This window comes from Marinobacter sp., from assembly GCF_039977835.1.
Classification (GTDB): Bacteria; Pseudomonadota; Gammaproteobacteria; order Pseudomonadales; family Oleiphilaceae; genus Marinobacter.
The window spans coordinates 123,593-147,434 of the sequence record NZ_JBDWCL010000048.1 but is presented as its reverse complement, the minus strand read 5'-3'; the positions used below and the strand labels follow the sequence as shown (position 1 = coordinate 147,434).

Below are 23,842 nucleotides of genomic sequence, written 5' to 3'. Positions count from 1 at the left end.
CGTCTCATTACTTTGAGTTAAGGTCTGTCTATGAAAACTCCGGAATCACGTCCACTGCTACTGGCCCTGGCAATCGCAGTTCCTGGTACTGCCCTGGCGCAACCAATTGACGACACCCTGTCAGGCCAGGATGTCCATCAGCTGCCTGATCTGGTTATTGATGCCACCCGCAATAAAAGCACTGCCGGAGAGACTCCGCAGAAAACCACCATCATCACCCGGGCACAGATTGAGCAACAGCAGGCCATTTTCTCTGATCCCGGGCAGGTACTGAGCAACCTGATCCCTTCCTACTCACCCGGCCGCCAGAAACTGTCCAATGCCGGGGAAACCTTCCGTGGGCGGTCACCCCTGTTTCTGGTGGATGGTGTTCCCCAAAGCAACCCATTGAGGGACAGCGCGAGGGACAGCTACACCATCGACCTGGATATGGTAGAGCGTATCGAGGTGATCCATGGCGCCAGTGCCGAACATGGCCTGGGGGCAACCGGTGGTATCATCAACTTTGTGACCCGCAAGCCCGAGAGTGGCCAGGTTTCCCAGTCGGTATCCGCCAGTATTACCACTGACGACGACGTGGATTCCGATGGCCAGGGGTACAAGCTTGGGTACCGGTTAAGCGGCCAGCAGGACCGCTGGGATTACCTTCTTGGCGGCAGTTTCCAGGAGCGCGGTGTCTATTATGACGGCAAGGACCGGCTGGTGGGTGTGGCCTATCCGGGGGAAATCCAGAACTCCACCAGCCACGATGTGCTGGCGAAACTGGGTTACTGGCTGGACGATGACCAGAGCATCGAATTCTTTATCAACCGGTTCGAGCTGGAAGGCAATGGCGATTACGAACCGGTGCCCGGCGACCGCGACAACGGCGTGCCCACCACGGCCCGCAAGGGTAACCCTGACGGCGAACCCGGTTTCAATAAGGTTACCACGGCCCGTTTCTCCTACACCCATGGCGATTGGCTGGGCAACCGGGTTGACGCCCAGCTCTACAGCCAGACATTCCGGGCGCAGTTTGGAACTACGCCGTTCTTCCCTTATGAGGACAGCAACGGCGATACCCGGTTTGATCAAACCCGAAACGAGTCCGACAAGCTGGGTGGAAAATTCACGCTCACCCGCGACGGCCTGTTGAATGACCGCCTGACCCTGACGACCGGCCTGGACGTTCTCGAGGACGAGACCCGGCAGATGCTGGTGGAAACCGGGCGGACCTACGTGCCGAAATCCCGTTTTCGCAACTATGCCGCCTTCCTGCAGGGGGATATCGCCGTTACCGACAGCCTGACCCTGCACACGGGCGTTCGCCATGAGCAGGCGGAGCTCCAAGTGGATACCTATAACACCATCGACCGCAGCAACGTTACCCAGGACAATGTGACGGTACAGGGCGGTAACCCGGACTTTGACGAGACGCTGTTCAATGCCGGTGTTGTATACCAGGTGACCGACTGGGTCCAAGTGTATGCGAATTACTCCGAGGGCTTCGGAATGCCCGATGTGGGGCGGGTTCTCAGGGGTATCAGTGACCCAGGCCAGGACGTTGACAACCTGCTGCAGCTCCAGCCCATTGTGACCGACAACCGTGAAATCGGCACCCGCTTCAACTGGGACCGGTACCGCCTGGAAGTGAGCTATTATGAGTCGGACTCGGACTTCGGTGAGCGCTTGACCGAGGAAAACGGCGTTTGGGTCGGGAACCGGGAAAAAACCGAGATCAAGGGGGTAGAGGTCACTGCCGGTGCTGACGTTACCGCAGCCCATAACCTGGAATTTTCCTACACCTATGCCTCCGGAAAGTCCGACACGGACGGTGACGGCGAGGTTGATACCAAACTGAGTGGCATCAACATTGCACCGGAGACACTGCGACTGAGCTGGTCAGCGGCCTGGACACCGGCCTTGTCAAGCCACCTGCAGTTCAGCCAGTTTCTGGACCGAAATGTTGAAAACGATCAGTTGGACTTCGACGGGTACGGCCTGCTGGATGGCAGCATCGCGTACCAGTCCGGTCTGGGAAGGGTATCCCTGGGTATCGAGAACCTGCTGGATAAAGACTACTTCACCTATTATTCCCAGGCGGGACGGGTCAGTGACGACTATTACTTCCAGGGACGTGGTAGAACCATCACACTCGGTTACCAGATGGACTTCTGACAACCCGCCAGTCAACAGTCCCGGGCCGGCCCCGGGACTGCGCCTCTTATGCCAGCTCGCGCCTGAGCCGGTACAGCAGGTAAACAAAAAACGGCGCGCCGATACCGGCCACAAAAATACCTGCCGGCAAATCCCTGGGTATAAAGGCCACCCGTCCGATCCAGTCCGCATACAGCAGAATCAGTGCGCCGATCAGCGCCGCTATGGGTAACAGACCGGTGTGGCCGCTGGTGACCAGCCGCCTTGCCATGTGTGGTGCAATCAGGCCAATGAAACCGACTGCCCCGCCGTACGCCACCGCGGAACCGGCAAGCGCCACTGCCAGAACAAGGAACAACAGGCGATGACCCTGCAGCGCGCTGCCCAGGCCTCGCGCCATGTCCTCCCCCATGGACTGGGCATCCAGGTGTCGCAGTTTGATGAGTGCCAGGGGCCAGCAAACCACCAGCCAGGGTGCCAGGGCCGTGACGTCGTGCCATTGCGAGGCATAGAGGCTTCCCGTCAGCCAGATGTAGGCGTTCATGGCGGTGGAGTCGGGGCTCAGTACCAACAGGAGGGTAGTAACCGCCGTCAGTGCCGCTGCCAGCCCGACGCCCACCAGCACCAGCCTGGCAGGACTGATACCCCGCTGCCAGGCCAGGGCCGTAATGCACAGGGCCACAGTGAAAGCACCGCCCATGGCAACCGGCGCGAGCAGCAACGAGGTGCCGGTGACGCCACCCAGCCAGAGAAACAGCACCGCCGCCGCAGACGCCCCGCTGGTGATGCCGATAACATCCGGCGAGGCCAGCGGGTTTCTTACCAGGCCCTGCAGGATCAGCCCGGCGGAACCCAGTGCGCCGCCCACCAGGATGGCCATGATCACCCTTGGCAGACGGATTTCCAGAATGATCAGTGCCAGCTCCGACCGGGCTGGGGCGGCCAGGGTGCCGAGCACATCCATAAACGACGTCGGATGGCTCCCGGAGGCCAGGGCCAGGACACTGCTGATGACCAGCAGCCCTGCCAGTGTCAGTGTGACGATGAGAACCCTGGTGTTCAGTTTTACCGACCAGCGGTCGCTGGCTGACCGAAAAACGAGTGAGCGGTTCATGATACTTTCCTGACATGGCGGGCAAGGTGAAGGAAAAGTGGCGTACCCAGCAACGCTGTCATTACACCTACCGGGATTTCCTGGGGCGGTATCACCAACCGGGCCACCGTATCGGCAGCCAGGAGAAGTGTGGCGCCAAGAATGGCAGACAGCGGGAGCAGCCAGCGATGATCGGTGCCGAAAATCCCCCGCGCCATATGCGGGACTATCAGGCCCACAAACCCGATCAGCCCGGCCATGGCTACGGAGGTGCCCGCCAGCACAATGACCACCAGGCCGATAAGCAGCCGCACCTGCCCCACCCTCAGGCCCAGGCCACGGATGACCTCGTCGTCCAGCCCGAGCAGGTTCAGTTGCCGGGATAACAATAAGGCGATGAGCAGTGCAAGGAAGAACCCTGGCAGCAACGGAGCTATGGCATCCAGCTCGCGCCCGGAGACGGAACCCGCCAGCCAGAACAGGATGCTCTCAAATCGATCCTGGTTGAGAATCAGCAAGCCCTGGGCAAAGGACACAAACAGGGCGGTGACCGCGACACCCGCAAGCACCGTGCGCACCGGGGAAATGCCGCGCCCCGCCTCCTGTCCCAGGAAGTAGACCAGAAAAGCCGCGGTGGCCGCCCCGGTAAAGGCGGCCCAGACCAGTTCGGAGGGCGAGGTCAGCGAAAACAGTGTGGCGCCCACCACCACGAAGAACATGGCCCCGGCGTTGATGCCCAGAATGCCGGGCGAGGCCAGCGGGTTGCGGGTGAGCGTCTGCATCAGCACGCCGGCGATGGCAAGCCCCGCGCCCACGATCATGGCGGTCACAGTGCGCGAGAAGCGTTCGGTGCGGATGACCAGATGTTCCAGGGAGCCGGAATCGTAATCCAGAAGGCTGGTGACAAGCATATCCAGCGAGACCGGTATGTGGCCAAACGCCAGGCTGGATACCATGGCCACCAGCAGCAGTCCCAGGCAGATCAGGGTGCCTGATGTTCTTGCCAGCAGTGAGGTCAGCATTGGGGGCACTCCTGGTGGTCGGGCTGCTCCAGGTTGTAGTGCTGGTAAAGTTCATCAAGCATCCGGTTAGCGGCGATGATGCCGGCGCCCATGTTCCAGGTCACCGGATCCACATGGTAGACATCCGCCTGACGGACCGCCTGCAGATTCTTCCACAGGGGATGGCTGGACCAGGTCTCGTAGGTGCGCCGCACCGCCGGGTCGTCTTCCATGAAGATAAAGACTGCCTCGGCATCCATCGCCGGGATACTTTCCTGGCTGGTGAGTTTTATGCCCCAGCCCTCCTTGCGATGGTCAGCCGGAGCAGCAAACCCGAGCTCGTCCAGAACGGTGCGGGCGAAACCGGCATAGTAAATGCGGGCATGGTCGGCGCGAAAGCTCAGGATGGCCACTTCCTGGGGCCACTGATCACCGAGTTTGCGCCGGATCCGCGCCCTGAAATCGTCCACACGGGCCTGCCACTGCGCCAGCAGTTCATCGCCACGGGCCACGCGACCGGTGGCCTTTGCCATCAGCTCAAGCAGTGCCTTGAAGTCATAGACGTTACCCGGAATGACCGTGGGGGCGATGCGCTCCAACAGCGGGTAGATGGTGCGGTGGCGGTTTCTGGCCCCGACAATCAGGTCCGGCGACAGCCAGGCAATACGTTCCAGGTCCGGCTGGGTTTCCAGCCCGAGGTAGGTGACCTCCTGAAGGTCCTGCCGCAGGTAGCGGTACATGGGCTTTTCGGTCCAGGATTCCACCACGCCCACCGGTTCGATGCCCAGCGCCACGGCGGTATCGGTCGCGCCCTGGTAGAGGGACACAACACGCGCAGGGTTGCCGTGGATGGCGGTGCTGCCGAGGGCGTGTTCCACCACGGTGGGGGAACTGGCGGTGCTGGCTGTCGGCGCCCAGGCCAGACAGGTGGCGATCAGAAAGAGGCCGACATAGCGGAGCATGGCAAATCCGATTGATTGACGAGGTACAACGTGCCGATTTGATAATGAGAATGGGAGATAATATCATCTGGCTACACTCGAACGCGACGCAAACATGCCCCTCAACCAATATTCTTCTACACCGGATCCCGCCGACCCGCACCGGTTGCGTGGCGAAGCCCTGTGCGCCGGATACAACGGCCGGCAGGTGCTGGCGGATGTGGACTTCACGGTGCAGGACGGCAGTGTCACCGTTCTGCTGGGGCCCAACGGTTCCGGTAAGTCCACCCTGCTCAAAACCCTGGCACGAACCCTGGCTCCCGACGCCGGCAGGGTGCTTCTGGATGGCACGGATATCCATCGGCAATCCACCAGGGCCGTGGCGCAGCGCCTGGGAATATTGCCACAAAGTCCCTCCGCCCCGGATGGCCTGACCGTGAGGGAGCTGGTGGGGCTCGGTCGTTTCCCCTACCAGAGCCTGATGCGCCAGTGGTCCAGACACGACGAAGCCGCGGTTGAAGAGGCCATGGCCGTGGCCGATGTGGCCGCCTTCGCGGACCGGCCGGTGGACGCCCTCAGTGGCGGGCAGCGCCAGCGTTGCTGGATTGCCATGGTGCTGGCCCAGGAAACGGAGCTGCTGTTGCTGGACGAGCCCACCACCTTCCTCGACCTGAAAGTGCAGGTGGATCTTCTCGAGCTGCTGGTTTCCCTGGCCCACCAGCAGGGGCGTACCCTGCTGGTGGTGCTCCACGACCTGAACCTGGCCGCCGCCTATGCCGACCGGCTGGTGATGATGAAGGCGGGCAGGATCCTGCACGATGGCACACCGGAGGCGGTTTTCACGGCCGACAACCTCAAGCAGGTGTTTGACCTTGATGCCCAGGTGATCCGCGAACCCCTGGCGGGCCGGCCAGTCTGTGTGCCGGTCAAACGGGCACTGGCAGGCAGCGCAGTCACACCCTCGGTGGCAACCGTATGAACGCTGCTGTGCATCGCTTCTGCTCCGTTGAAAGCGTGCAGGCTGGCGACCCCCTCGCTGGCACCGCCACCCACCCCGCCAGCAACCTGCTGATCAGTTGGCCACGGCCAAAGTGGTCCCGCAGTCTGCGAATTGCCCGGGACATGGACGACGATCTGGCCGAACGAATAGACCGCCTTGCCGCCGCTGGACGGCGGGTGAACCTGATCGACCAGCGCGGTCGCCCGGCTTCCAGCCACCGGCTCTACCTGCTGCCCGAAGGGCGCTGTTTTGATGTGCCCCGTGACAAGCTGAACGCGCTTCTGGAGGACCTGGAATCCGGCAATGACCTGGCTGGCTGGGCCGGAGTGGCGATGACGGAGCCCCTTGTGTTGTGCTGCACCCATGGTCGCAAGGATAAGTGTTGCGCCAAGTTCGGTTATGCGGCCTACCAGGCATTCGCCTCAACAGTCACGGAGCGGAAGCTTCCGTTCGAGGTCTGGGAAAGCTCCCACCTCGGTGGATGCCGGCTCGCCGCCAGCGTGATGGTATTTCCGGCCATGCGCAAATATGGCCGGGTGGCGCCGGAACAGGTGTTGCCCCTGCTCGAGCACGAGGCGGATGGCATGCCCTACCTGCCCTGCTATCGGGGCCAGTCCATGCTGACGCCTGCGCAACAGTGTGCCGAGATCGCTGCATTGGAGTGGCTGGAAGCACGGAAGATCAGCGCCAGGCTTTCAGTGAGGGCCGAATCCGAGGGCGGCGAGGGCAGCGATGTTGCCGTCCACGTCTACTGGCGTGCGGAGGATGCCTCAGGCGTTCTGGTGGCACAGTGCGGAACCACGGAGGTGATGCGAGTGGATACCTGTGCGGATCTGGATGAGGGCCCCACGACGTCCGTTTGCTGGGTGGTCAAAGACATCAGGCCGCTTTGATAGCGGACTGATCGCTGGGAGTTGGCGGCCTGGCGGAAATAAAACACCACCCCCAGACCGCGGTTGAACAACTGCTATTCAGGTTTCTGCCAGTCCCCCGTTTACCAGTCCATTCCGTAGGTCAGCATGACCGTGCGGCCCGGTGCGGTGGTGTATTGGGTGTCGAAATTGTAGATCTGCGAGATCACCGGGAAGTAGTCTTCGTTCAGCAGGTTGCTGATCGCCAGGGTGATGTCGCCGTTACCGGTCCGCCAGCGGCTGCTCAGGTCCAGAACAGTGAAGGATTCCACCTCACCTTCCCCGAATCCGTTTCCGCTAAAGCGGTCCCGGTCGCCCACCACCATGGCTTGCAGGCGATTGGTCCAGCGTGCGGTGGTGTCGTGTTCCACGTAGCCGGTCACCTTGAGCGGCGGAATGCGGTTGCCGGCCAGGTAAGTGTCGTAACTGCCGTTGTCGTCCGAGTCCACCTTGCCTTCCAGCCAGGTGAAGGTACCACCCGTGCTCAGGTCGCTGGTGGGATAGACATTGAGTTCCGCTTCAAAACCGTAGATGCGTTCAGGGCTTCGGAGCACCGGTATGGGTTCGTCGGCGTTGGCCGCCGCCAGGCTGGTGCCCAGGTCTGACTCACTGTAGAACAGCGCCAGGGCAAGATCGGCGCGATCCCATACCGCCTCGGTACCAAGCTCATAGTTGTCGACGACCTGCGGCTCCGGGCGGATCTGCTCAAGCGAGGTGCCCTGCTGGGGCTGGCGCAGGGTGCGGCCAATCTCCGGAACGGTAAAGCCCTGGGAGAAGCTGGCGGTAGCCGCCCAGACATCGTTTACCTGGTATCGGGCGCCGGTATTGAACACGGTTTCGCTGTATTCCAGCTCTCCGCCTTCTACATCAGCACCGAAGACGGTGATGTAGTCGTCCACTTCAAACCAGAATTTTTCGTACCGTACGCCGGCATTGACGGTCCACTTGGAATCCAGCCGGATCTCCGCCTGCAGGAATGGCGCCACGCTGTTCTGGTCCATCTCCGGTACGAAGGTTCGTCCGTCCCCCAGTGGCTGCGAGGTGGTCTCCATCAGGGTATCCAGGCCCCAGAGCAGCTTGGCCCCGGACATGACGTCAAACGGCGTCTCGAAGTCGAGGCGTGAGCCAATGCGCTCGGATTCGGTCAGTGACTGGCCGCCACCGGGATAAAAGGTGGCAAAGTATCCGAAACGGGTCATGTAGTCGCGATAGTAGAGTTGTGCTCCCAGCGAGGTGTCACCGAACAGCTGGCGGTCACTGTAGGTCAGGTTCACGTTCAGGTTTTCGGTGCCCTGGTCCTTGCCGCCCGGGTCGCCTTTCACGGCGCGGGTCTTCTGCTCGCCATACACGCCAGGCTCAAGTACATAGTTGGTGTCCTGTTTGATGTCGTAGTAGCTGGTCGTCAGTTCCAGCCGTTTGTCGGCATCCAGGTCAAAGCCGAGCTTGGCCAGAAGATCGAACTCGCGGGAGTCGGCAATACCGCCCTGGCCGTTCGGGTCTGGCGGAATGCGGTCGCCATCGGCGTCAAAGGCATTGGCCCGCTGCTCGTAGGAGCCTCGGAACTGGTAGTCAAAGGTGCCGGAGCCACCGGTTACGCTCTGGGACAACCCGAACTGCTCGCTGTCCTTGATATGTTCGGTGGAGAAACCGCCATTCAGTTCGGTGCGGTAAAGGGGCGCGCCTTTCTCGTTCTTGCGGGTGATGATGTTGATAATGCCGCCGGTGCCGCCGAAGCCGTAGACACCATTGGAACCCCGGATCACCTCGATACGCTCAATGGAGGACGGGTCAATGGAGTTCAGGGAATGCAGCCCGTCACGAAGACTGATGGTCTGGGGAATGCCGTCAATCAGCACGAACAGGTTGCGGCCCCGCAGGGTCTGGGCAACCGTGGTCAGGCCATGGGTAGAGGGTGACAGGCCGGGAACGGTCTTGGCCAGGATGTCGCCGATGTTGCCACCTAAAGCGGACTGTTTGTCGATTTCATTGCGGTCCACAACCGTCACTGCACCCGGGTTCACATTCAGGGAATCCAGGCCACGAGTGGCTGTTACTTCAAGAGTATCAAGGGATTGGGGAGCCTGATTGGTGCCTTCCTGTGCAGTTGCGGCTGATGCGCATCCCAGCGCAAGGATCATTGAAAATCTCAGTTTATTGATTTGTTGGGGCATTGTAGGGCACCTGGTGGTTAGTCTCGGTCAGTGTGCGGAAGCTAAACTAAATGTAATCGATTATCAATACCAAAAAAATGTAACAAGTTGCAGTGGCACGTGTCAGGGGGTGGGCGAAAGGCGAAGTCCGTAGCAAGGCGGGGGGCCGATGCAACAGATATGGCATTTATTGACTATGATTGGGTCTTGAACGGGCCGGGCAAATTTCCGGAATTACTCTAGCTACTGACACGCGGGAGATATAGCTGATGAACAGGGCATGCGTTGTTATGGGTGTTGGGCCTGGCAATGGCGAGGCCTTGGTCCGGCGGTTCAGCGATGAAGGTTTTCAGGTGGCGATGGTGGCTCGCAGCGAAGACTATCTCAAGCGGCTGGCGCAATCGGTCACCGGTGCCCACGCCTTTGCCTGTGACATGATGGAACCCGAGCAGATTACTACGGTGATGGCTGCCATCGAGAGCAAGCTGGGACCGGTTTCGGTGATGATGTATAACGCCGGTGGTGGTGTGTTCAAGAGCGCGGAAGAGGCCAGTCTGGAAGAGTTCGAGGCCAATTGGCGGCTCAATGTTCAGGGCCTGGTGGTTGCCACCAAGGCTGTATTACCGCAACTGCGGCAGCACGACACCGCCAGTATTATCGTCACCAGTGCGTCGGCGGCGACACGGGGCCGGGCCAACACTGCACCCTTTGCGTCGGCCAAGGCGGCCCAGCGCAGCCTCGCCCAGTCACTGGCCCGCCAGCTTGGGCCAGAGAAGATCCATGTAGCCAATGTAGTGATTGATGGCGTGGTGGACCTGCCCCGCACCCGCGAGTGGCTGGCAGACAAGCCGGATGATTTCTTCGTCAAGCCTTCCGCCGTGGCAGATGCTGTCTGGAATCTCAGCCAGCAGGATCCTTCCGCCTGGACCTTTGAGCTGGATATCCGACCGTTCGGGGAAACCTGGTAGTAGCATTCGGGCGGTCAGACAGGATTGGTGGCCAGGATTTTCTTCAGAAAGTCTTTCGTCCGGGGGTCCTTCGGGTTGTAAAAAATTTCGCTGGGCGGCCCCTGCTCCACAATCCGGCCGCCGTCGATAAAGATCACCCGGTCAGCCACGTCTCGGGCAAAGGACATTTCATGGGTGACTACCATCATGGTCTGGCGCTCTGACGCCAGCTTTTTCATCAGCCCCAGCACTTCCTCCACCCACTCCGGGTCCAGCGAGGAGGTGGGCTCATCAAACAGGATGACTTCGGCACCGGCGGCCATGGCGCGACCAATACCGACCCGCTGCTGCTGGCCGCCGGACATGGACGCGGGATAGGCATCTGCTTTCTCCCCCAGGCCGATCTGTTCAAGAATCTCACGCGCCCTTTGGTAAGCTTTTTCCTTGGGCCATTTATCCACCACCAGCAGCCGCTCGGCGATGTTCTGCAGCGCCGTCTTGTTGGCAAACAACGCATAGTTTTGGAACACGAAGGCGGTGCGCCGCCGCATGGAGAGAATCTCTGCCCGGCTCGCTCTTTTCGCATCTACAGTGAGGTCCCCCACGGTCATTGTGCCGGCGGTGGGGTGTTCCAGGAAATTGACGCAGCGTAGCAGGGTGGATTTCCCGGTGCCCGAGGGGCCGATGATCACGACGATTTCGCCTTTCTCAATGGTGAGGTCGATGCTGTCGAGAACCACGGCTTTGCCAAAATGTTTGCTCAGCGATTCCAGTTTGATCATCGGCTATAGGCCCTGTTCAGACGGATTTCCAGATGGTGCTGAAGCTTGGAGAGCAACTCCACCACGATCCAGTACATGATGGCGGCGACAATGAACGCCTCAAAGTAGAGGAAGCTGCCGGCGGCCTCTTTCTGGGTGGCACCCATCAGTTCCGTGACCCCCAGGGTAAAGGCGAGAGAGGTGGCTTTGATCATGTCGATGAAGTAGTTCATCAGTGTGGGCAAAGCCACCCGTGTGGCCTGGGGCAGGACAATTCGCCGCATCATCTGGCCATTGGTCATGCCGATGGACAGGGCGGCCTCGGTCTGGCTGCGATCGACACCCACGATGGCGGCGCGGATAGATTCGGCCATGTAGGCGGAAAAATGCATGGTCAGGCCCATGATCGTTGCCGTAATCCCGTCGATCACCGTCAGGGCACTGACCAGTTGCGGCAGCCCGTAGTAGAACAGGAACAGCTGAACCAGCAGCGGCGTGCCCCTGAAAAAGGAGATGAATACGATGGTCAGCTGATTCAGGACCGGGATACGGAGTACGCGGATAACGGCAAACAGGCAGGCGAGGATAAGCGCCAGCACCATCCCGGTGCCCGCCAGCTGCAGTGTGAGGGGCAGGTACGTGAGCAGAACAGGTACCAGCCCGAGCATGTATTCGACGTTCAGCACGTCCATGGGGAGTCAGGCCTCGGTTTCGCCCTTCAGGGCCGGGTGATGTCCGTGCCGAACCATTTCTCGGAAATGGACGCCAGGGTGCCATTGTCTCGCAGAGTCGCCAGGGCCTTGTTCACCTCGTTCCGCAGGGCCCGTCCGGCCTCGGTGTCAGGGAACGGATAGGCGTTGGTGATCTGGGAGAAGGTGGGGCCGGCCAGTTCCAGGGGCAAGGGCTTTTCCTTGATGATCTGACTGGCGCTGACACGGTCCATTACAAAGGCATCAACGCGGCCCAGGGCGGTGTCCCGCTCAAGGTTGCTTTCATAGGTCTTGATGTCGATCTGGTCCGCGTAGGGCAGTTCCCGCAGCAGGGCCTCGAAATTGGAACCCAGGTTTACAGCAACAGTTTTTCCCTTCAGATCTTCCACGCTCTGAATCTCGGTGTTGCCTTTCTTGGTCACCACCTGGGCCCCGTCATAGACGTAGGGCTCGCTGAAAATATAGGCTTTCTGGCGCTCTTCGGTGATGGTGATCTGATTGGCAACCGTGTCTATGCGCCCGGATTCCAGCATGCCGAAAAGGCCCGAGAAATTGGCGGTTTCGTACTTGATATCACGCCCCATCTCCTCACCAATGGCATTCATGACATCAACGTCGAAGCCTTTGAGCTGATCCTGCTCTACAAAGGTAAACGGGAAGTACTGGCCGGACATACCGACCCTCAGCGGGCCGTCCTGCGCAAGCAAAGGGGCGCTTGCGAGTATGGCAATCGTCAATAACGTGTTGATCAATAGCGTTTTCATAAAAAACCTCCTTCCGGCGTGCATCCTACTTGAAGGATAGTCGTGGGTGAAAATAGGGCAATGACGCATATCATTGGCTGTAAACGAGCTTCTCGATATCCGCGAGGAGATCCGAAGCATCGGTTACACGTGCCAACCAGCTCAGCGGAATACCGCGGTCACCACCCACTCCGTATATGGCCGCCATGGCCGGGCCGATGATCCAGGCCCGGCCACAGGAATCGCCGCCGCAATGGATGTTGGCGCGAACGGCTTCGGTATAACTGCCTGCATGGTTCAGGATATGGAAAATCACCGGCATGGCCTCATTCAGATAACAGGTGCGGCCGAAAGTTTGGCCTGCATTTTCCGCATCCAGTGATGAACCGGATCGGGCGTTGTCCAGGCTTTGCCGGTCCCGTACCTCGGCTTTGGCAGTTTCCAGCGCTTCCGATAGGGGGTTGCCCTGGAAAAGCTGGTCCAGAAGTCGCGCTGCACATTTTGCCCAGGCCACGGCTTCATCATTGTGATTGGTCACCCGGACAGCGGCCTCGATGATCTTCATCAGCTCATTGCTGCCGGAATAGCAGGCCACCAGGGGCGGCAACTTGGAGACCGCCGGCAACTGCATGTCGTCGGCGCCGCTCTCCGGCAGCAGGTGCCTGTCGATGGTTTCGGCAAGGTAAACGCCGGCTTCCTGTATCTCGGATTCCTGATAGGTAAGGTTGATGGCACGGCGAACCGGTTCCGCCAACTGATCACCACTCAGGCGCCGGGTATAGGGCAAAACCTTCTGCACCAGTATCCGCTTCTGTTTTTTGCTCAGGTCAGCCCTGGTGGTCGACTGCGCCTGTTTGATGGCATTCTGCTCAATGGAGTCCAGGTTGTTCAGGGTCACACGTGTGGGGTTGTCGATATAACCCTGCCAACGGCCGCCAGGCCCGAAGAATGCTCGAAAGCGCCGCTGGTAATCGCGGATATCCAGTTGGCCCTCACTGGCCAGAAGGCTCTGGGTCAGTACCTCCGTGGCTGCGCCATAGTGGCTGATATCGCCAGGCTGTTTGTTCTCGTGCGCAAAGTACCCGAATCCGCCTTTGTAATAGTCGGCTTTCGGTGGCAGGAATTCCGGCGACTGGCCGCCCACTTCATGGATTCGCCGGCTGTCGTACAGCCAGTGCAGGCCCAGGCTGGCCGCGTCCGCAACCCAGCCGCCGGCAAGAGCGGCGATGATGGCGGGTTTTCTTTCGGTGGATACGTTGTGGGTCATGTGAAATCGCCTGTTCTTCTTTTTGCATTCAGGGTCTGGGCCACCTGCTCATCAATGCGGCGGACCAGTTCCGGGTCCGCCCTGCCGGAGGAGTGAGCCTTTATAAGATCGGTGCTGGTGCGAAGGTTACCGATAAACGAGCGGCAGTCCTCGCACATTATCAGGTGCATTTTCACCGCCAGTTTCTGCGCTGTGCCCAGTTCGTCGTCAATGTAGTCACTGGCGATCCTCGCCAGCTCCCGGCACATCAGCATTCGCCCCTCTCCTGGAAGGTTTCCACCATAAGAAATATCTTCTGCCTGGCACGATGTAAAAATACACGAAGGTTAGAGGCACTGACATCCAGAATTTTACAGCCTGAATCAATATATCTTCATCAGACTGATGCGTTGCGGTTTCCATTCCGTATACCCCCGGGACACCTGCGTTAGAGCCTTGTTATAAAGATGTTATTGGACTTCCGGAACCGACTGGAGAATGGTATGTCCATGTTTGGCATGAATAGTTCCGGCGTAAATGAGCAATCGTTCAAAAAATTCTAGACGTAAGCCGGTTTAACATCCAGCATTTAGCTGTGTCTTTCTGGGCAACCTGGTTTATTTCTTAACGGATGGATTCTGACATGAACTCGAAAAAGCTCATTCTGCTTGTCGCTATCGGTGCGGTGGTTGCACTGTTTATCGGCTTCGGTGGCCCGGAGATACTGACCCTGGAAAACCTGCAGAAGCACCAGTCTTCCATTGAGCAATGGATCAGCCAGAATCTGTTGGTCGCAGTGCTCGGTTTTGCCGCCATTTATGTGGTGGTTACTGCGCTGTCCCTCCCAGGTGCCGCCATTATGACTCTGGCCGGTGGCGCGTTTTTCGGTAACGTTTATGGCCTGATTGCGGTGTCGGTGGCGTCAACCATCGGCGCCTCTCTGGCGTTTCTGGTGGCGAGATTTCTGATTCGGGACACACTGAGACGAAAATACGCGGAAACCGTCGCCAAGATGGATCGCGGTATCGAAAAGGACGGCGCCTTTTATCTGGCGACCCTGAGGCTGGTGCCGGTCTTCCCCTTCTTCCTGATCAATCTGGCCATGGGGCTGACTGCCATGAAGCTGAAAACCTATGCTCTGGTAAGTTGGGCGGCGATGTTGCCGGGTACGTTTGTTTACGTGAATGCGGGCACGCAACTGTCAAAAATCGAGTCCACGGGTGACATCCTGTCCGCCGACCTTCTGCTGTCATTTGCATTGCTGGGCCTGTTCCCGCTGATTGCCAGGTTTATTGTCGGCGTTATCCGCAAACGCCGGGTGTATGCGGGCTGGCAGAAGCCCGAGTCGTTTGATTACAACCTGCTGGTGATCGGTGGCGGCTCTGCGGGCCTGGTATCGGCCTACATCGCTGCGGCGGTCAAGGCCAAAGTGGCGTTGATCGAGAAAGACAAGATGGGCGGTGACTGCCTGAATACCGGCTGCGTGCCGTCCAAGGCGCTGATTCGCAGTGCCAAAGCTGCAGACACCCTGCGCCACGCCAACCGTTACGGCCTGGAGTCCGTGCCCGTTAAAGGCTCGTTCAAAAACATCATGAACCGGGTGCAGGACGTGATCACCAAGGTGGAGCCCCACGACTCGCCAGAGCGCTATCGCAAGCTGGGGGTGGACTGCATCTCCGGCACCGCCAGCTTCGTATCCCCCTGGGAACTGGAAGTTGTGCACAAGGATGGCCGTACCGAGCGTCTGACGGCCCGCAGTATTGTGGTTGCCACCGGAGGAAAACCGGCAGTGCCGCCGATTCCCGGGCTGGCTGAAATGGCGCCGCTGACCTCCGATAACCTGTGGTCGCTGGACACCCAGCCGGAACGTTTGCTGGTGCTTGGTGGTGGCCCCATCGGTTCAGAATTGGCCCATGCTTTTGCGCGGCTGGGTAGCAAGGTAACCCAGGTGGAGATGGGCGACCGAATCCTGGCGAAGGAAGACAGTGACGTGGCTGAGGTGGTGATGAAGCAGTTTCAGCAGGATGGTATTGATCTGAGGCTGAACCATGCAGCCAAAGAATTTGCCTTCGAGAGCGGGGAGAAGGTGGCCTACTGCGAGCACAACGGCGAACGCGTCAGGATTCCTTTTGATCAGGTTCTGGTGGCCGTTGGCCGTGCAGGCAATACCACCGGCCTGGGACTGGAAAAGATTGGTGTGGAAACACTGCCCAATGGCACGGTTCCGGTGGAGGAAGACATGAGCATGCGCTTCCCGAACGTGTTCGCCTGCGGCGATGTGGCTGGCCCCTACCAGTTTACCCACTCGGCCGCCCATCAGGCCTGGTACGCCGCAGTGAATGGCCTGTTTGGCCAGTTCAAGCGCTTCCGGGTGGATTACCGGGTGATGCCCTGGGTGACTTTTACCTCGCCGGAAGTGGCGCGAGTCGGGCTTAGTGAGACGGAAGCGAAGGAAAAGGGTATCGCCTATGAGGTGGCGCGCTACGGCCTTGACGACCTGGACCGTGCCATTGCCGAAAGTGAGGACTATGGCTTCATCAAAGTGCTGACGCCGCCGGGTAAGGACAAGATACTGGGAGCGGTTGTTGTCGGCATGCATGCAGGCGAAATCCTGGCGGAATTCACACTGGCCATGAAGCATGGCCTGGGCCTGAACAAGATTCTGGGTACCATTCACCCTTACCCGACCTGGAACGAATCGGCCAAATACGCCGCTGGTGAATGGAAGCGTGAACACGCCCCACAGGGTATTCTCAGGCTGCTTGAGAAGCTCCACGGCTGGCGCCGCGGCAAACAGCCCCGCGACAAGGCCGTAAAAGAAGCGACGACGTAAAACAAATAAAAAGCAGCGGTGTTGTAACGTCGCTGCTCCTCGTCTGTCTGTACACAGAGATTCACTGTATTAACACGGAGCAGCTATGCCCCCGACTGAAACCGCCGAAAGACTGATTCCCTCTGTGGACGTGCTGGAACCCCGGGCCCGCGACAGCTGGACCCACACCCGCGACGGCGACCCGCGCGGCTACATTGACTCGGATAGACTCAAGGAGCTGTGGATTCACACCGGCACCGCCTGCAATCTGGCCTGCCCGTTCTGCCTTGAGGGTTCACATCCGGGCGACGGGCGCATTCCCGGCATGAAGCTGAGCGACGTGAAGCCATTTATCCACGAAGCTCTGGACATGGGTGTTGAGCAGTTCTCTTTCACCGGCGGCGAGCCGTTCGTGATCCGGGACTTTATCAATATCCTGGATTACGCCAGCCATCACCGGCCGTGCTTCGTGCTGACCAATGCCACCGATCCGCTGCTGAAGCGCCGTCACCAGGTCCTGCCGTTACTGGACAATCCCTACCCGATCCACTTCCGCGTCAGCCTTGACTTCCCGGATCGTGCCCGCCACGACGTGGACCGGGGCGAAGGCAGTTTCGACAAGGCCCTGGAAGGCATCCGCTGGCTTGTGCATCAAGGGTTCAAGGTCTCCATCGCCCGCCAGACCGATCCGGGTGAAGTTCCTGCCAACGTGGAGTCCGCCTTTCGCGGCATCTTCCGTGAATGGGGCATTCCGGAAACTCTGGCCTTTACCGCCTTCCCGGACCTGGGTACACCGGGCTCGGAGGACGGTAGCCCGGAGATTACCGAGACTTGTATGGAGAAATACCCAACCAAGGAGGCCCGTTCCCACTTCATGTGCACTTACACGCGCATGCTGGTGAAACGGGGTGACCGGGTGCGGGTGTATGCCTGCACTCTGGTGGACGATGACCCTGAATATGATCTTGGGGGGACGCTGGCGGAGAGTATGGATGAGCGCATTATGTTGCGGCATCACCGGTGTTTTTCCTGTTACCGGTTTGGGGCTAGTTGTTCGGCGCCCGGTTGATTCTTTTTAGGACTGGTTGCTGGGAGTTGGCGGCCTGGGGGTGGTGTTTTATTTCCTTGGGAAAAAGAACTCGCTTCGCTCAGACACCTTTTTCCTGGCGGAAATAAAACACCACCCCCAGACCGCGGTTGAATCACTGCAATTCGTTGGGTAAAGACAGGAACGTTTTTCGCTGCTGCTTCGGCTGTGAAACCGGGGAAGCAACGCAGAATTTGGACAAGGGGACGGTGGGTCGGGGGTCAAAAAATGTGGAGCGCCAGGGATGGCGCGACCAAGCCCCCCATGGATGGGTTCACGGGCGTTTTTTTGACCCCCGACCCACCGGCCCCGATAACTCCCGAACTTGAAGACACGGGAAAAGCCCCGGACAACAAAGAACGAGGACAGAACAGGCAATGAACTTTACGGAAGCTTCCCTGTTTTGGGGATTTTTGGTGGTTTATGGGGTGGTGATGTATGTGTTGTCGCCCAAGAGTAAGAACGCCAATTCTTTCTACAAGGGAGCTGATGACGAAGGCAATCCGGTGGGCCAGTGGTCGCTGACGGCGAGTATTTTTATCAGCTGGATTTTTGCCAAGTCGGTGACCAACGCCGCCAACCTGGGTGCCGCCTACGGCGTAACCGGTGGGCTTGCCTATGCCAGTTACTGGCTGTCGATTCCGGTGGCCGGGTACATCATTTACCTGATCCGTACCCAGACCGGGGCCCGTAGTCTGCAGGATTTCCTGACGTCCCGGTTTGGCCGGCTTGCCAGTCTGGCGTTTGCAGCGGCGATTCTGATCCGGTTGTATAACGAGGTTTGGAGCAATACCGCTGTGGTCGGTGGTTACTTCGGGCTGCCTGGGGAGTGGGAGTACTACGGTGCGGCGATGCTGTTTACCGTGTTCACCCTGGCCTACAGCCTCAAGGGTGGTTTGCGGTCGTCGATTTTTACCGATGTGATCCAGGCCTTTGTGTTCGTGTTCTTTGTCGGGGCGGTGCTGTTTCTGATTGTGCCGGCCAACGATACCAGTGCCCTGCTCTCCAACGGGGAATTCAAGCTCAATGCCGGTTTTGATCTGTTGCTGGTGGCATTGTTGCAGATGTTCAGCTATCCCTTTCATGATCCGGTGCTGACCGACCGGGGGTTCGTAAACAGGGAGAAAACCATGCTCAAGAGCTTTGTGGTGGCGGGGCTGCTGGGCTTTGTGGCGGTGTTTATCTTCAGCCTGGTGGGTGTCCATGCCCGTCTCAACGGTATTGAGGCCATGGGCAATGCGCCGGCGGCGGTGGGGCAATCGCTCGGCCTGGCCGCACTGTTCTTCATGAGTGTGGTGATGATGACGTCCGCCGGTTCGACGCTGGACTCCACGTTCAGCTCGCTGGCGAAGTCGCTGGCGGTGGACCTGCCGCGGTTGGCAAAGCGAGCGAAGGATCGGTTGCCGAGTGTGAGGGTGGGGGCGGTGATCATGATTGTCTTCGCTTTGCTGGGCAACCTGCCGATGTTCGCCGGTACCGATATTCTGAAAGCGACAACGATTTCCGGGACTATGGTCATGGGGCTTGCACCGGTTTTTCTGTTTTACGGCTTCACCCGTTGGTCACCCTGGAGTTTTCATCTGAGTTTCTGGACTGGCCTGGGGCTGGGTGTGCTGTTGGCAGTGGGTCTGATCCCGTCCAGCTGGGCCATTGGTGAAGGAGCTTATGCAATGCTGCTCGGTGTGAATGCCTACGGCTTCCTGATCTGTACGGCCGGCTTCTTCCTGCCGTTGGTGGCTCGCAAGCTGGCCGGGCGCTCCCTTGCGGCCGGTGAGGTCTAGGCATTGGTATGAGCGAAGGTCGAAGCTGCCCCCTGGCCTATCGATACAAACCCTCCGACTTGTGCCGGGAGCCCCGGCAGGTTAATGAGGACGTGCTTTACATCATTGGCGGGCTGTACGGCAACCCATACGCTCTAGATGAAATTGAGCGGATGGCGCTTGCGGAGGAGCGCCAGGGGCACAGGGTCAAGCTGGTGTTCAATGGTGATTTCAACTGGTTCAACGCCAGCGATACCCTGTTCAGGGAAATCAATTGCCGGGTGCTGGATCATACGGTCAGCCTGGGTAACGTGGACTACGAGCTGGCCATCCCAAGTGATGGTGCGGGCTGTGGCTGTGCTTACCCGGACTTCGTTGACCAGGGCGTGGTCGAGCGTTCCAACCGCATCATGGAGCGACTGCAGGGAGTGGCTTGCGACCACCCGGACATCCAGAAGCGACTTCGCCTGCTGCCACGCTATCGCTGCCTGTTGTTTGGAGGCCTAAAGATTTTAGTGGTGCACGGCGACCCGGAGTCTCTGGCGGGATGGGGACTGGCCCATGAGTCGTTTGTGGCGGCCAATGAATTGAAGCTGGCTGAATGGCTTGCCGAGTCCGAAGCCGATGTAATTGCCTCCACACACACCTGCCTGCCTGTGCTCTGGTCAGGAACGGTGGAAGAGCGCAGTCGCGTCGTGGTTAATAACGGCTCCGCAGGTATGGGGAATCTGGAACACGACCCGCGGGGCCTGATTACCCGCATTGGCCTGACAAGTCCGCAATTTGAGCCTGTTGCCGGTGTTGAGCGGCGAGGGCTGAACGTGTCCCTGGTGCCCGTTGCCTACGATATAGGAGCCTGGCTGCCGCGCTTCGATCAGCTGTGGCCTGGTGGTACGGCAGCGGCTGTGTCGTACCGGAGTCGTATTGTCGACGGCACATCCCTGACGTCAGATCGTATTGTTTTCCCCTCCGCTGTGTAACGAATTTGTCACTGGCGCAGGCCGCAATAGAGGCTATTCTTGGAGAGAAGGGCTGCGTTTCTGGCAGAGTCGTCAGTAAGCCTGACTTGAAATATATTTTGTGGTCTATATAATTCTACGCTAACTTTTTGAGGCGAATCGATCACGTTATGACATCTGAAGGCTCGAATACCACCGCCATCAACCTCCGCACACCGGTCAAGGATGATGGCTACAGGCTCCACCAGCTGGTAGCGGAATGCCCGCCGCTGGACCCCAACTCGATATACTGCAACCTCCTGCAGTGCAGCCACTTTGCCGAAACCGGCGTGGCGGCGGAGATAGACGGCGACCTGGTCGGCTTTATTTCCGGTTACATCCCCCCCCAACAGCCCGAAACCGTCTTTGTATGGCAGGTGGCCGTTCACGAGAAAGGTCGTGGGCAGGGCCTGGCCAAGCGGATGTTGAAGGCGATTGTGGCCCGGGACGCATGTAAAAACGTGACCCACATGGAAACCACCATCACTGAAGATAATGAGGCTTCCTGGGCGCTGTTCCGGTCCTTTGCCCGTGACATGGGTGCTGAACTCACCTTTCACGAGCACTTTGAGAAAGAGACCCACTTCGGCGGCAAGCACGACTCCGAATTCCTGCTCCGCATCGGGCCTTTCACCAAGCCGGCCTAGCAGCCTTCCCGAACGACCGATACCCCTGTTTGGACTGGCCGGCAGATTGCTGAGGTGAATCTGTCACAACGGCCTAAACCAACGTGCCACCGCACAACTACCTCGAACCTGACATGCTAAGAGGCAAGACCATGGAACTTTTCAAGTCGACTGAATCCGAAGTACGTGTTTACTCCCGTGCCTTTCCGGTGATTTTCAACCGCGCCAAGAACGCGCACCTCTACACCGAGGATGGCAAGGAATACCTGGATTTTCTCGCCGGCGCCGGCTCCCTGAATTATGGCCACAACAACGACATTCTCAAGAAAGCGCTGCTGGAGTACATTGAAAGCGATGGTGTCAGTCAGGGCCTGGATATGTTCACCACGGCAAAGCATGACTTCATTGAGTCCTACAAGAAGCACATCCTGGACCCCCGTGGTCTGAACTACAAAATGCAGTTCACTGGCCCGACCGGCACCAACTGCGTGGAAGCGGCCCTCAAGCTGGCCCGCAAGGTAAAAGGACGTAATGGCATTGTCTCCTTCACCAACGGCTTCCACGGCGTGACCATGGGCGCCGTTGCCGCCACCGGGAACAAGCACCATCGTGGCGGTGTTGGCACCCCGCTGGGTAACGTGGACTTCATGTTCTACGATGGCTACCTGGGTGAGAATGTGGATACCCTGGAGATCATGGACAAGGTGTTGTCCGATGGCTCGTCCGGCTTTGAGCTGCCGGCGGCGGTGATCGTCGAGGCAGTCCAGGGTGAAGGTGGCCTGAACGCCGCCCGCGCTGAGTGGTTGCAGGGCCTTGAGAAGCTGTGCAGGAAGCACGATATCCTCCTCATTCTGGACGATATCCAGGCAGGCAACGGTCGCACCGGCGAGTTCTTCAGCTTCGAGTTTGCCGGTATCAAGCCAGACATCGTGACCGTTTCCAAGTCCCTTAGTGGCTATGGCCTGCCCATGGCGCTGGTGCTGTTCAAGCCGGAGCTGGATATCTGGAGCTCGGGCGAGCACAACGGCACCTTCCGCGGTAACAACATGGCCTTTGTAACCGCCCGCGCAGCCATAGAAACCTATTGGAAAGACAACGCCTTTGCCAACGATGTGAAGGCCAAGACCGAAGTGCTGGGTGAAGGGCTGCAAGCCATCTGTGACAAGTATCCGGGCGAGTTCCGGATGAAAGGCAGGGGCATGATGCGTGGTATTGAAGCCACCCGCGCCGAGCTGACCGACAGGATCACCAGCCGCGCCTTTGAGAAGGGCCTGATTATCGAAACCAGCGGCCCCAACGACGAAGTGATCAAATGCCTGATGCCGCTGACCACCAGCGACGACGATCTGCGTAAAGGTGCTAGACTTCTGGCGGAAAGCGTGGATGAAATCATGCAGGAAGGAATGAGCAAGGCGTCCTGAGACGCCTGTCATCCCCCAAAATTCATTCTGCAGGATAACGACGGTAACACTATGACTAGCGAACAACACACCGTAGAGAAGATTGGCGGTACCTCGATGAGTAACTATGAGGCCGTGCGCGACAATATCATTCTCGGCGGGCGCGAAAAGGACGACCTCTACCAGCGCATATTCGTGGTCTCCGCCTATGGCGGTGTCACCGATGAACTGCTGGAGCACAAGAAAACCGGCGAGCCGGGCGTTTACGCACTGTTTGCTGATGCGGAATCCGACTGGGCCTGGGGGGATGACCTCACCAAGCTGATCAAGTTCCTGACCGACATCAACGGTGATCTGTTCCACGATCCGATGCTCAAGCAGCAGGCGGACCAGTTTATTACTGACAGGATTGAAGGGGTTCGTGGTTGCCTGATTGATCTGCAGCGCCTGTGTTCCTATGGGCAGTTCCAACTGGAAGAGCATCTTCTGACCGTGCGGGAAATGCTGGCCGGCATTGGCGAAGCCCACAGTGCCTTCAACACGGCCCTGAAACTTCAGCAGGAAGGCATCAACGCACGCTTTGTTGACCTCACTGGCTGGCGCGACAACGAGCTGTTGCCACTGGACGAGAAGCTCAAACAGGCGTTCGATGCGGTGGACCTTACCCGTGAGCTGCCTATTGTTACCGGCTATGCCCAGTGCAAGGAAGGCCTGATGCGCACCTTTGACCGCGGATACAGCGAGATGACCTTCAGCCGCGTGGCAGTCATCACCAATGCGCGCGAGGCGATCATCCACAAGGAGTACCATCTGAGCTCTGCCGATCCCAACATTGTCGGTGCAGACAAGGTGGTGCCGCTGGGGCGTACGAACTACGATGTGGCGGACCAACTGGCGAACCTGGGAATGGAAGCCATTCATCCGCGTGCGGGCAAGGGCATGCGCCAGAATGAGATCCCGCTGCGGGTCATGAACACCTTCGAACCGGAACACACCGGCACCCTGATCACCGGTGACTACGTCAGTGAAAAGCCGCAGGTAGAGATCATCGCCGGCAACAAGGGTGTTTTCGCCATTGAGGTATTTGATCAGGATATGCAGGGCGAACCCGGCTCCGATCGCCGCATTCTGGAAGTGCTGGGGCGTTTCAAAGTGCGCTTCGTGTCCAAGGACACCAACGCCAACACCATCACTCATTACGTGGACAGCACACTCAAGCACGTCAAGCGGGTGGTGCGGGCACTGAAAGACGAGTTCCCCAATGCGGAGATCAGCACCCGCAAGGTAGCGATAGTGTCTGCCATTGGCAGTGATATCAAGATACCGGGCATTCTGGCACGGTCGGTCAAGGCACTGGCTGACGAAGAAATCAATATTCTGGCCCTGCACCAATGCATGCGCCAGGTGGACATCCAGTTTGTGGTGGATGAAGACGCCTACAAGAAGACCATTGTGGCGCTCCACGGTGTATTGATTGAGCCCTACAACCACGAATACGCCATCGTCGCTGCCTGATCTGG

At 59.0% G+C, this 23,842-nt stretch carries 20 protein-coding genes and 1 pseudogene; 11 read left to right on the top strand and 10 right to left on the bottom strand.

The features are described from left to right. The first annotated feature begins 30 nt into the window (after window positions 1-30). Window positions 31-2,157, top strand: coding sequence for a TonB-dependent receptor (locus ABJM11_RS15250; RefSeq protein ID WP_348293302.1), 2,127 nt, complete (start codon window positions 31-33; stop codon window positions 2,155-2,157). Window positions 2,158-2,203: 46 nt separating this feature from the next. Here ABJM11_RS15250 and ABJM11_RS15245 read toward each other — a convergent pair whose 3' ends face one another. Genes ABJM11_RS15245 through ABJM11_RS15235 form a run of 3 tightly spaced genes read right to left on the bottom strand, consistent with a single transcriptional unit; the run spans window position 2,204 to window position 5,192 of the window. Beyond that, window positions 2,204-3,250 carry an iron ABC transporter permease gene (locus tag ABJM11_RS15245; protein WP_348293301.1) on the bottom strand — a complete coding sequence of 349 codons (1,047 nt, stop codon included), beginning with the start codon at window positions 3,248-3,250 and terminating at the stop codon, window positions 2,204-2,206. Continuing rightward, window positions 3,247-4,251 (bottom strand): iron ABC transporter permease, encoded by a 1,005-nt coding sequence (locus ABJM11_RS15240; RefSeq protein ID WP_348293300.1) that lies wholly within the window; start codon window positions 4,249-4,251, stop codon window positions 3,247-3,249. The genes ABJM11_RS15245 and ABJM11_RS15240 overlap by 4 nt, the downstream gene beginning before the upstream one ends. Then, window positions 4,245-5,192: an iron-siderophore ABC transporter substrate-binding protein gene (locus tag ABJM11_RS15235; RefSeq protein ID WP_348293299.1), complete on the bottom strand. Its 948-nt coding sequence runs from the start codon at window positions 5,190-5,192 to the stop codon at window positions 4,245-4,247. The genes ABJM11_RS15240 and ABJM11_RS15235 overlap by 7 nt, the downstream gene beginning before the upstream one ends. A 94-nt stretch (window positions 5,193-5,286) precedes the next feature. Between ABJM11_RS15235 and ABJM11_RS15230 the strand changes: the two genes are divergently transcribed. Both ABJM11_RS15230 and ABJM11_RS15225 read left to right on the top strand, forming a co-directional pair. Beyond that, complete coding sequence (locus ABJM11_RS15230; protein ID WP_348293298.1) at window positions 5,287-6,150, top strand: ABC transporter ATP-binding protein; 864 nt, start codon at window positions 5,287-5,289, stop codon at window positions 6,148-6,150. Then, window positions 6,147-7,064, top strand: a complete 918-nt coding sequence (locus ABJM11_RS15225) for a sucrase ferredoxin (protein WP_348293296.1) — start codon at window positions 6,147-6,149, stop codon at window positions 7,062-7,064. The genes ABJM11_RS15230 and ABJM11_RS15225 overlap by 4 nt, the downstream gene beginning before the upstream one ends. A 101-nt stretch (window positions 7,065-7,165) precedes the next feature. Here ABJM11_RS15225 and ABJM11_RS15220 read toward each other — a convergent pair whose 3' ends face one another. Beyond that, a complete protein-coding gene (locus ABJM11_RS15220; protein WP_348293294.1) occupies window positions 7,166-9,253 on the bottom strand; it encodes a TonB-dependent receptor in 2,088 nt (695 codons plus the stop codon). A 248-nt stretch (window positions 9,254-9,501) separates the two neighbouring features. On the opposite strand from ABJM11_RS15220, the gene ABJM11_RS15215 reads away from it, so the two are divergent. Beyond that, complete coding sequence (locus tag ABJM11_RS15215) at window positions 9,502-10,200, top strand: SDR family NAD(P)-dependent oxidoreductase (RefSeq protein ID WP_348293292.1); 699 nt, start codon at window positions 9,502-9,504, stop codon at window positions 10,198-10,200. 14 nt (window positions 10,201-10,214) lie between these two features. Here ABJM11_RS15215 and ABJM11_RS15210 read toward each other — a convergent pair whose 3' ends face one another. The 6 genes and pseudogenes from ABJM11_RS15210 to ABJM11_RS15185 form a co-directional block, all read right to left on the bottom strand. Beyond that, entirely contained in the window at window positions 10,215-10,961 is a 747-nt protein-coding gene (locus ABJM11_RS15210; RefSeq protein ID WP_348293290.1) for an amino acid ABC transporter ATP-binding protein, read from the bottom strand. Next, a complete protein-coding gene (locus ABJM11_RS15205) occupies window positions 10,958-11,632 on the bottom strand; it encodes an amino acid ABC transporter permease (protein ID WP_348293288.1) in 675 nt (224 codons plus the stop codon). Before ABJM11_RS15205 ends, ABJM11_RS15210 begins: the two co-directional genes overlap by 4 nt. Before the next feature lie 26 nt (window positions 11,633-11,658). Beyond that, entirely contained in the window at window positions 11,659-12,414 is a 756-nt protein-coding gene (locus ABJM11_RS15200) for an amino acid ABC transporter substrate-binding protein (RefSeq protein WP_348293286.1), read from the bottom strand. A gap of 70 nt (window positions 12,415-12,484) precedes the next feature. Then, window positions 12,485-13,660: an ADP-ribosylglycohydrolase family protein gene (locus tag ABJM11_RS15195; protein ID WP_348293284.1), complete on the bottom strand. Its 1,176-nt coding sequence runs from the start codon at window positions 13,658-13,660 to the stop codon at window positions 12,485-12,487. Next, window positions 13,657-13,914 carry a zf-HC2 domain-containing protein gene (locus ABJM11_RS15190; protein WP_348293282.1) on the bottom strand — a complete coding sequence of 86 codons (258 nt, stop codon included), beginning with the start codon at window positions 13,912-13,914 and terminating at the stop codon, window positions 13,657-13,659. The genes ABJM11_RS15195 and ABJM11_RS15190 overlap by 4 nt, the downstream gene beginning before the upstream one ends. Further along, a pseudogene (locus ABJM11_RS15185) lies at window positions 13,908-14,015 on the bottom strand (RNA polymerase sigma factor); the annotation flags it as partial. The gene ABJM11_RS15190 and the pseudogene ABJM11_RS15185, both read right to left, overlap by 7 nt. A gap of 267 nt (window positions 14,016-14,282) precedes the next feature. On the opposite strand from ABJM11_RS15185, the gene ABJM11_RS15180 reads away from it, so the two are divergent. The 7 genes from ABJM11_RS15180 to ABJM11_RS15150 all read left to right on the top strand — a co-directional run bounded on the left by ABJM11_RS15180 (window position 14,283) and on the right by ABJM11_RS15150 (window position 23,837). Beyond that, on the top strand, window positions 14,283-16,472 hold the full coding sequence (locus ABJM11_RS15180; RefSeq protein WP_348293280.1) for an FAD-dependent oxidoreductase: 2,190 nt from the start codon (window positions 14,283-14,285) through the stop codon (window positions 16,470-16,472). Window positions 16,473-16,557: 85 nt separating this feature from the next. Next, complete coding sequence (locus ABJM11_RS15175) at window positions 16,558-17,520, top strand: radical SAM protein (RefSeq protein ID WP_348293279.1); 963 nt, start codon at window positions 16,558-16,560, stop codon at window positions 17,518-17,520. 395 nt (window positions 17,521-17,915) lie between these two features. After that, window positions 17,916-19,319, top strand: a complete 1,404-nt coding sequence (locus ABJM11_RS15170; RefSeq protein ID WP_348293278.1) for a sodium:solute symporter family transporter — start codon at window positions 17,916-17,918, stop codon at window positions 19,317-19,319. 8 nt (window positions 19,320-19,327) lie between these two features. Next, window positions 19,328-20,278: a hypothetical protein gene (locus tag ABJM11_RS15165; RefSeq protein ID WP_348293276.1), complete on the top strand. Its 951-nt coding sequence runs from the start codon at window positions 19,328-19,330 to the stop codon at window positions 20,276-20,278. A gap of 149 nt (window positions 20,279-20,427) precedes the next feature. Next, window positions 20,428-20,943 (top strand): diaminobutyrate acetyltransferase, encoded by a 516-nt coding sequence (gene ectA, locus ABJM11_RS15160; RefSeq protein WP_348293275.1) that lies wholly within the window; start codon window positions 20,428-20,430, stop codon window positions 20,941-20,943. Between the two features lie 131 nt (window positions 20,944-21,074). Then, window positions 21,075-22,343 (top strand): diaminobutyrate--2-oxoglutarate transaminase, encoded by a 1,269-nt coding sequence (gene ectB / locus ABJM11_RS15155; RefSeq protein WP_348293274.1) that lies wholly within the window; start codon window positions 21,075-21,077, stop codon window positions 22,341-22,343. 51 nt (window positions 22,344-22,394) lie between these two features. Beyond that, entirely contained in the window at window positions 22,395-23,837 is a 1,443-nt protein-coding gene (locus ABJM11_RS15150; RefSeq protein ID WP_348293273.1) for an aspartate kinase, read from the top strand. The last annotated feature ends 5 nt before the right edge of the window (window positions 23,838-23,842 follow it).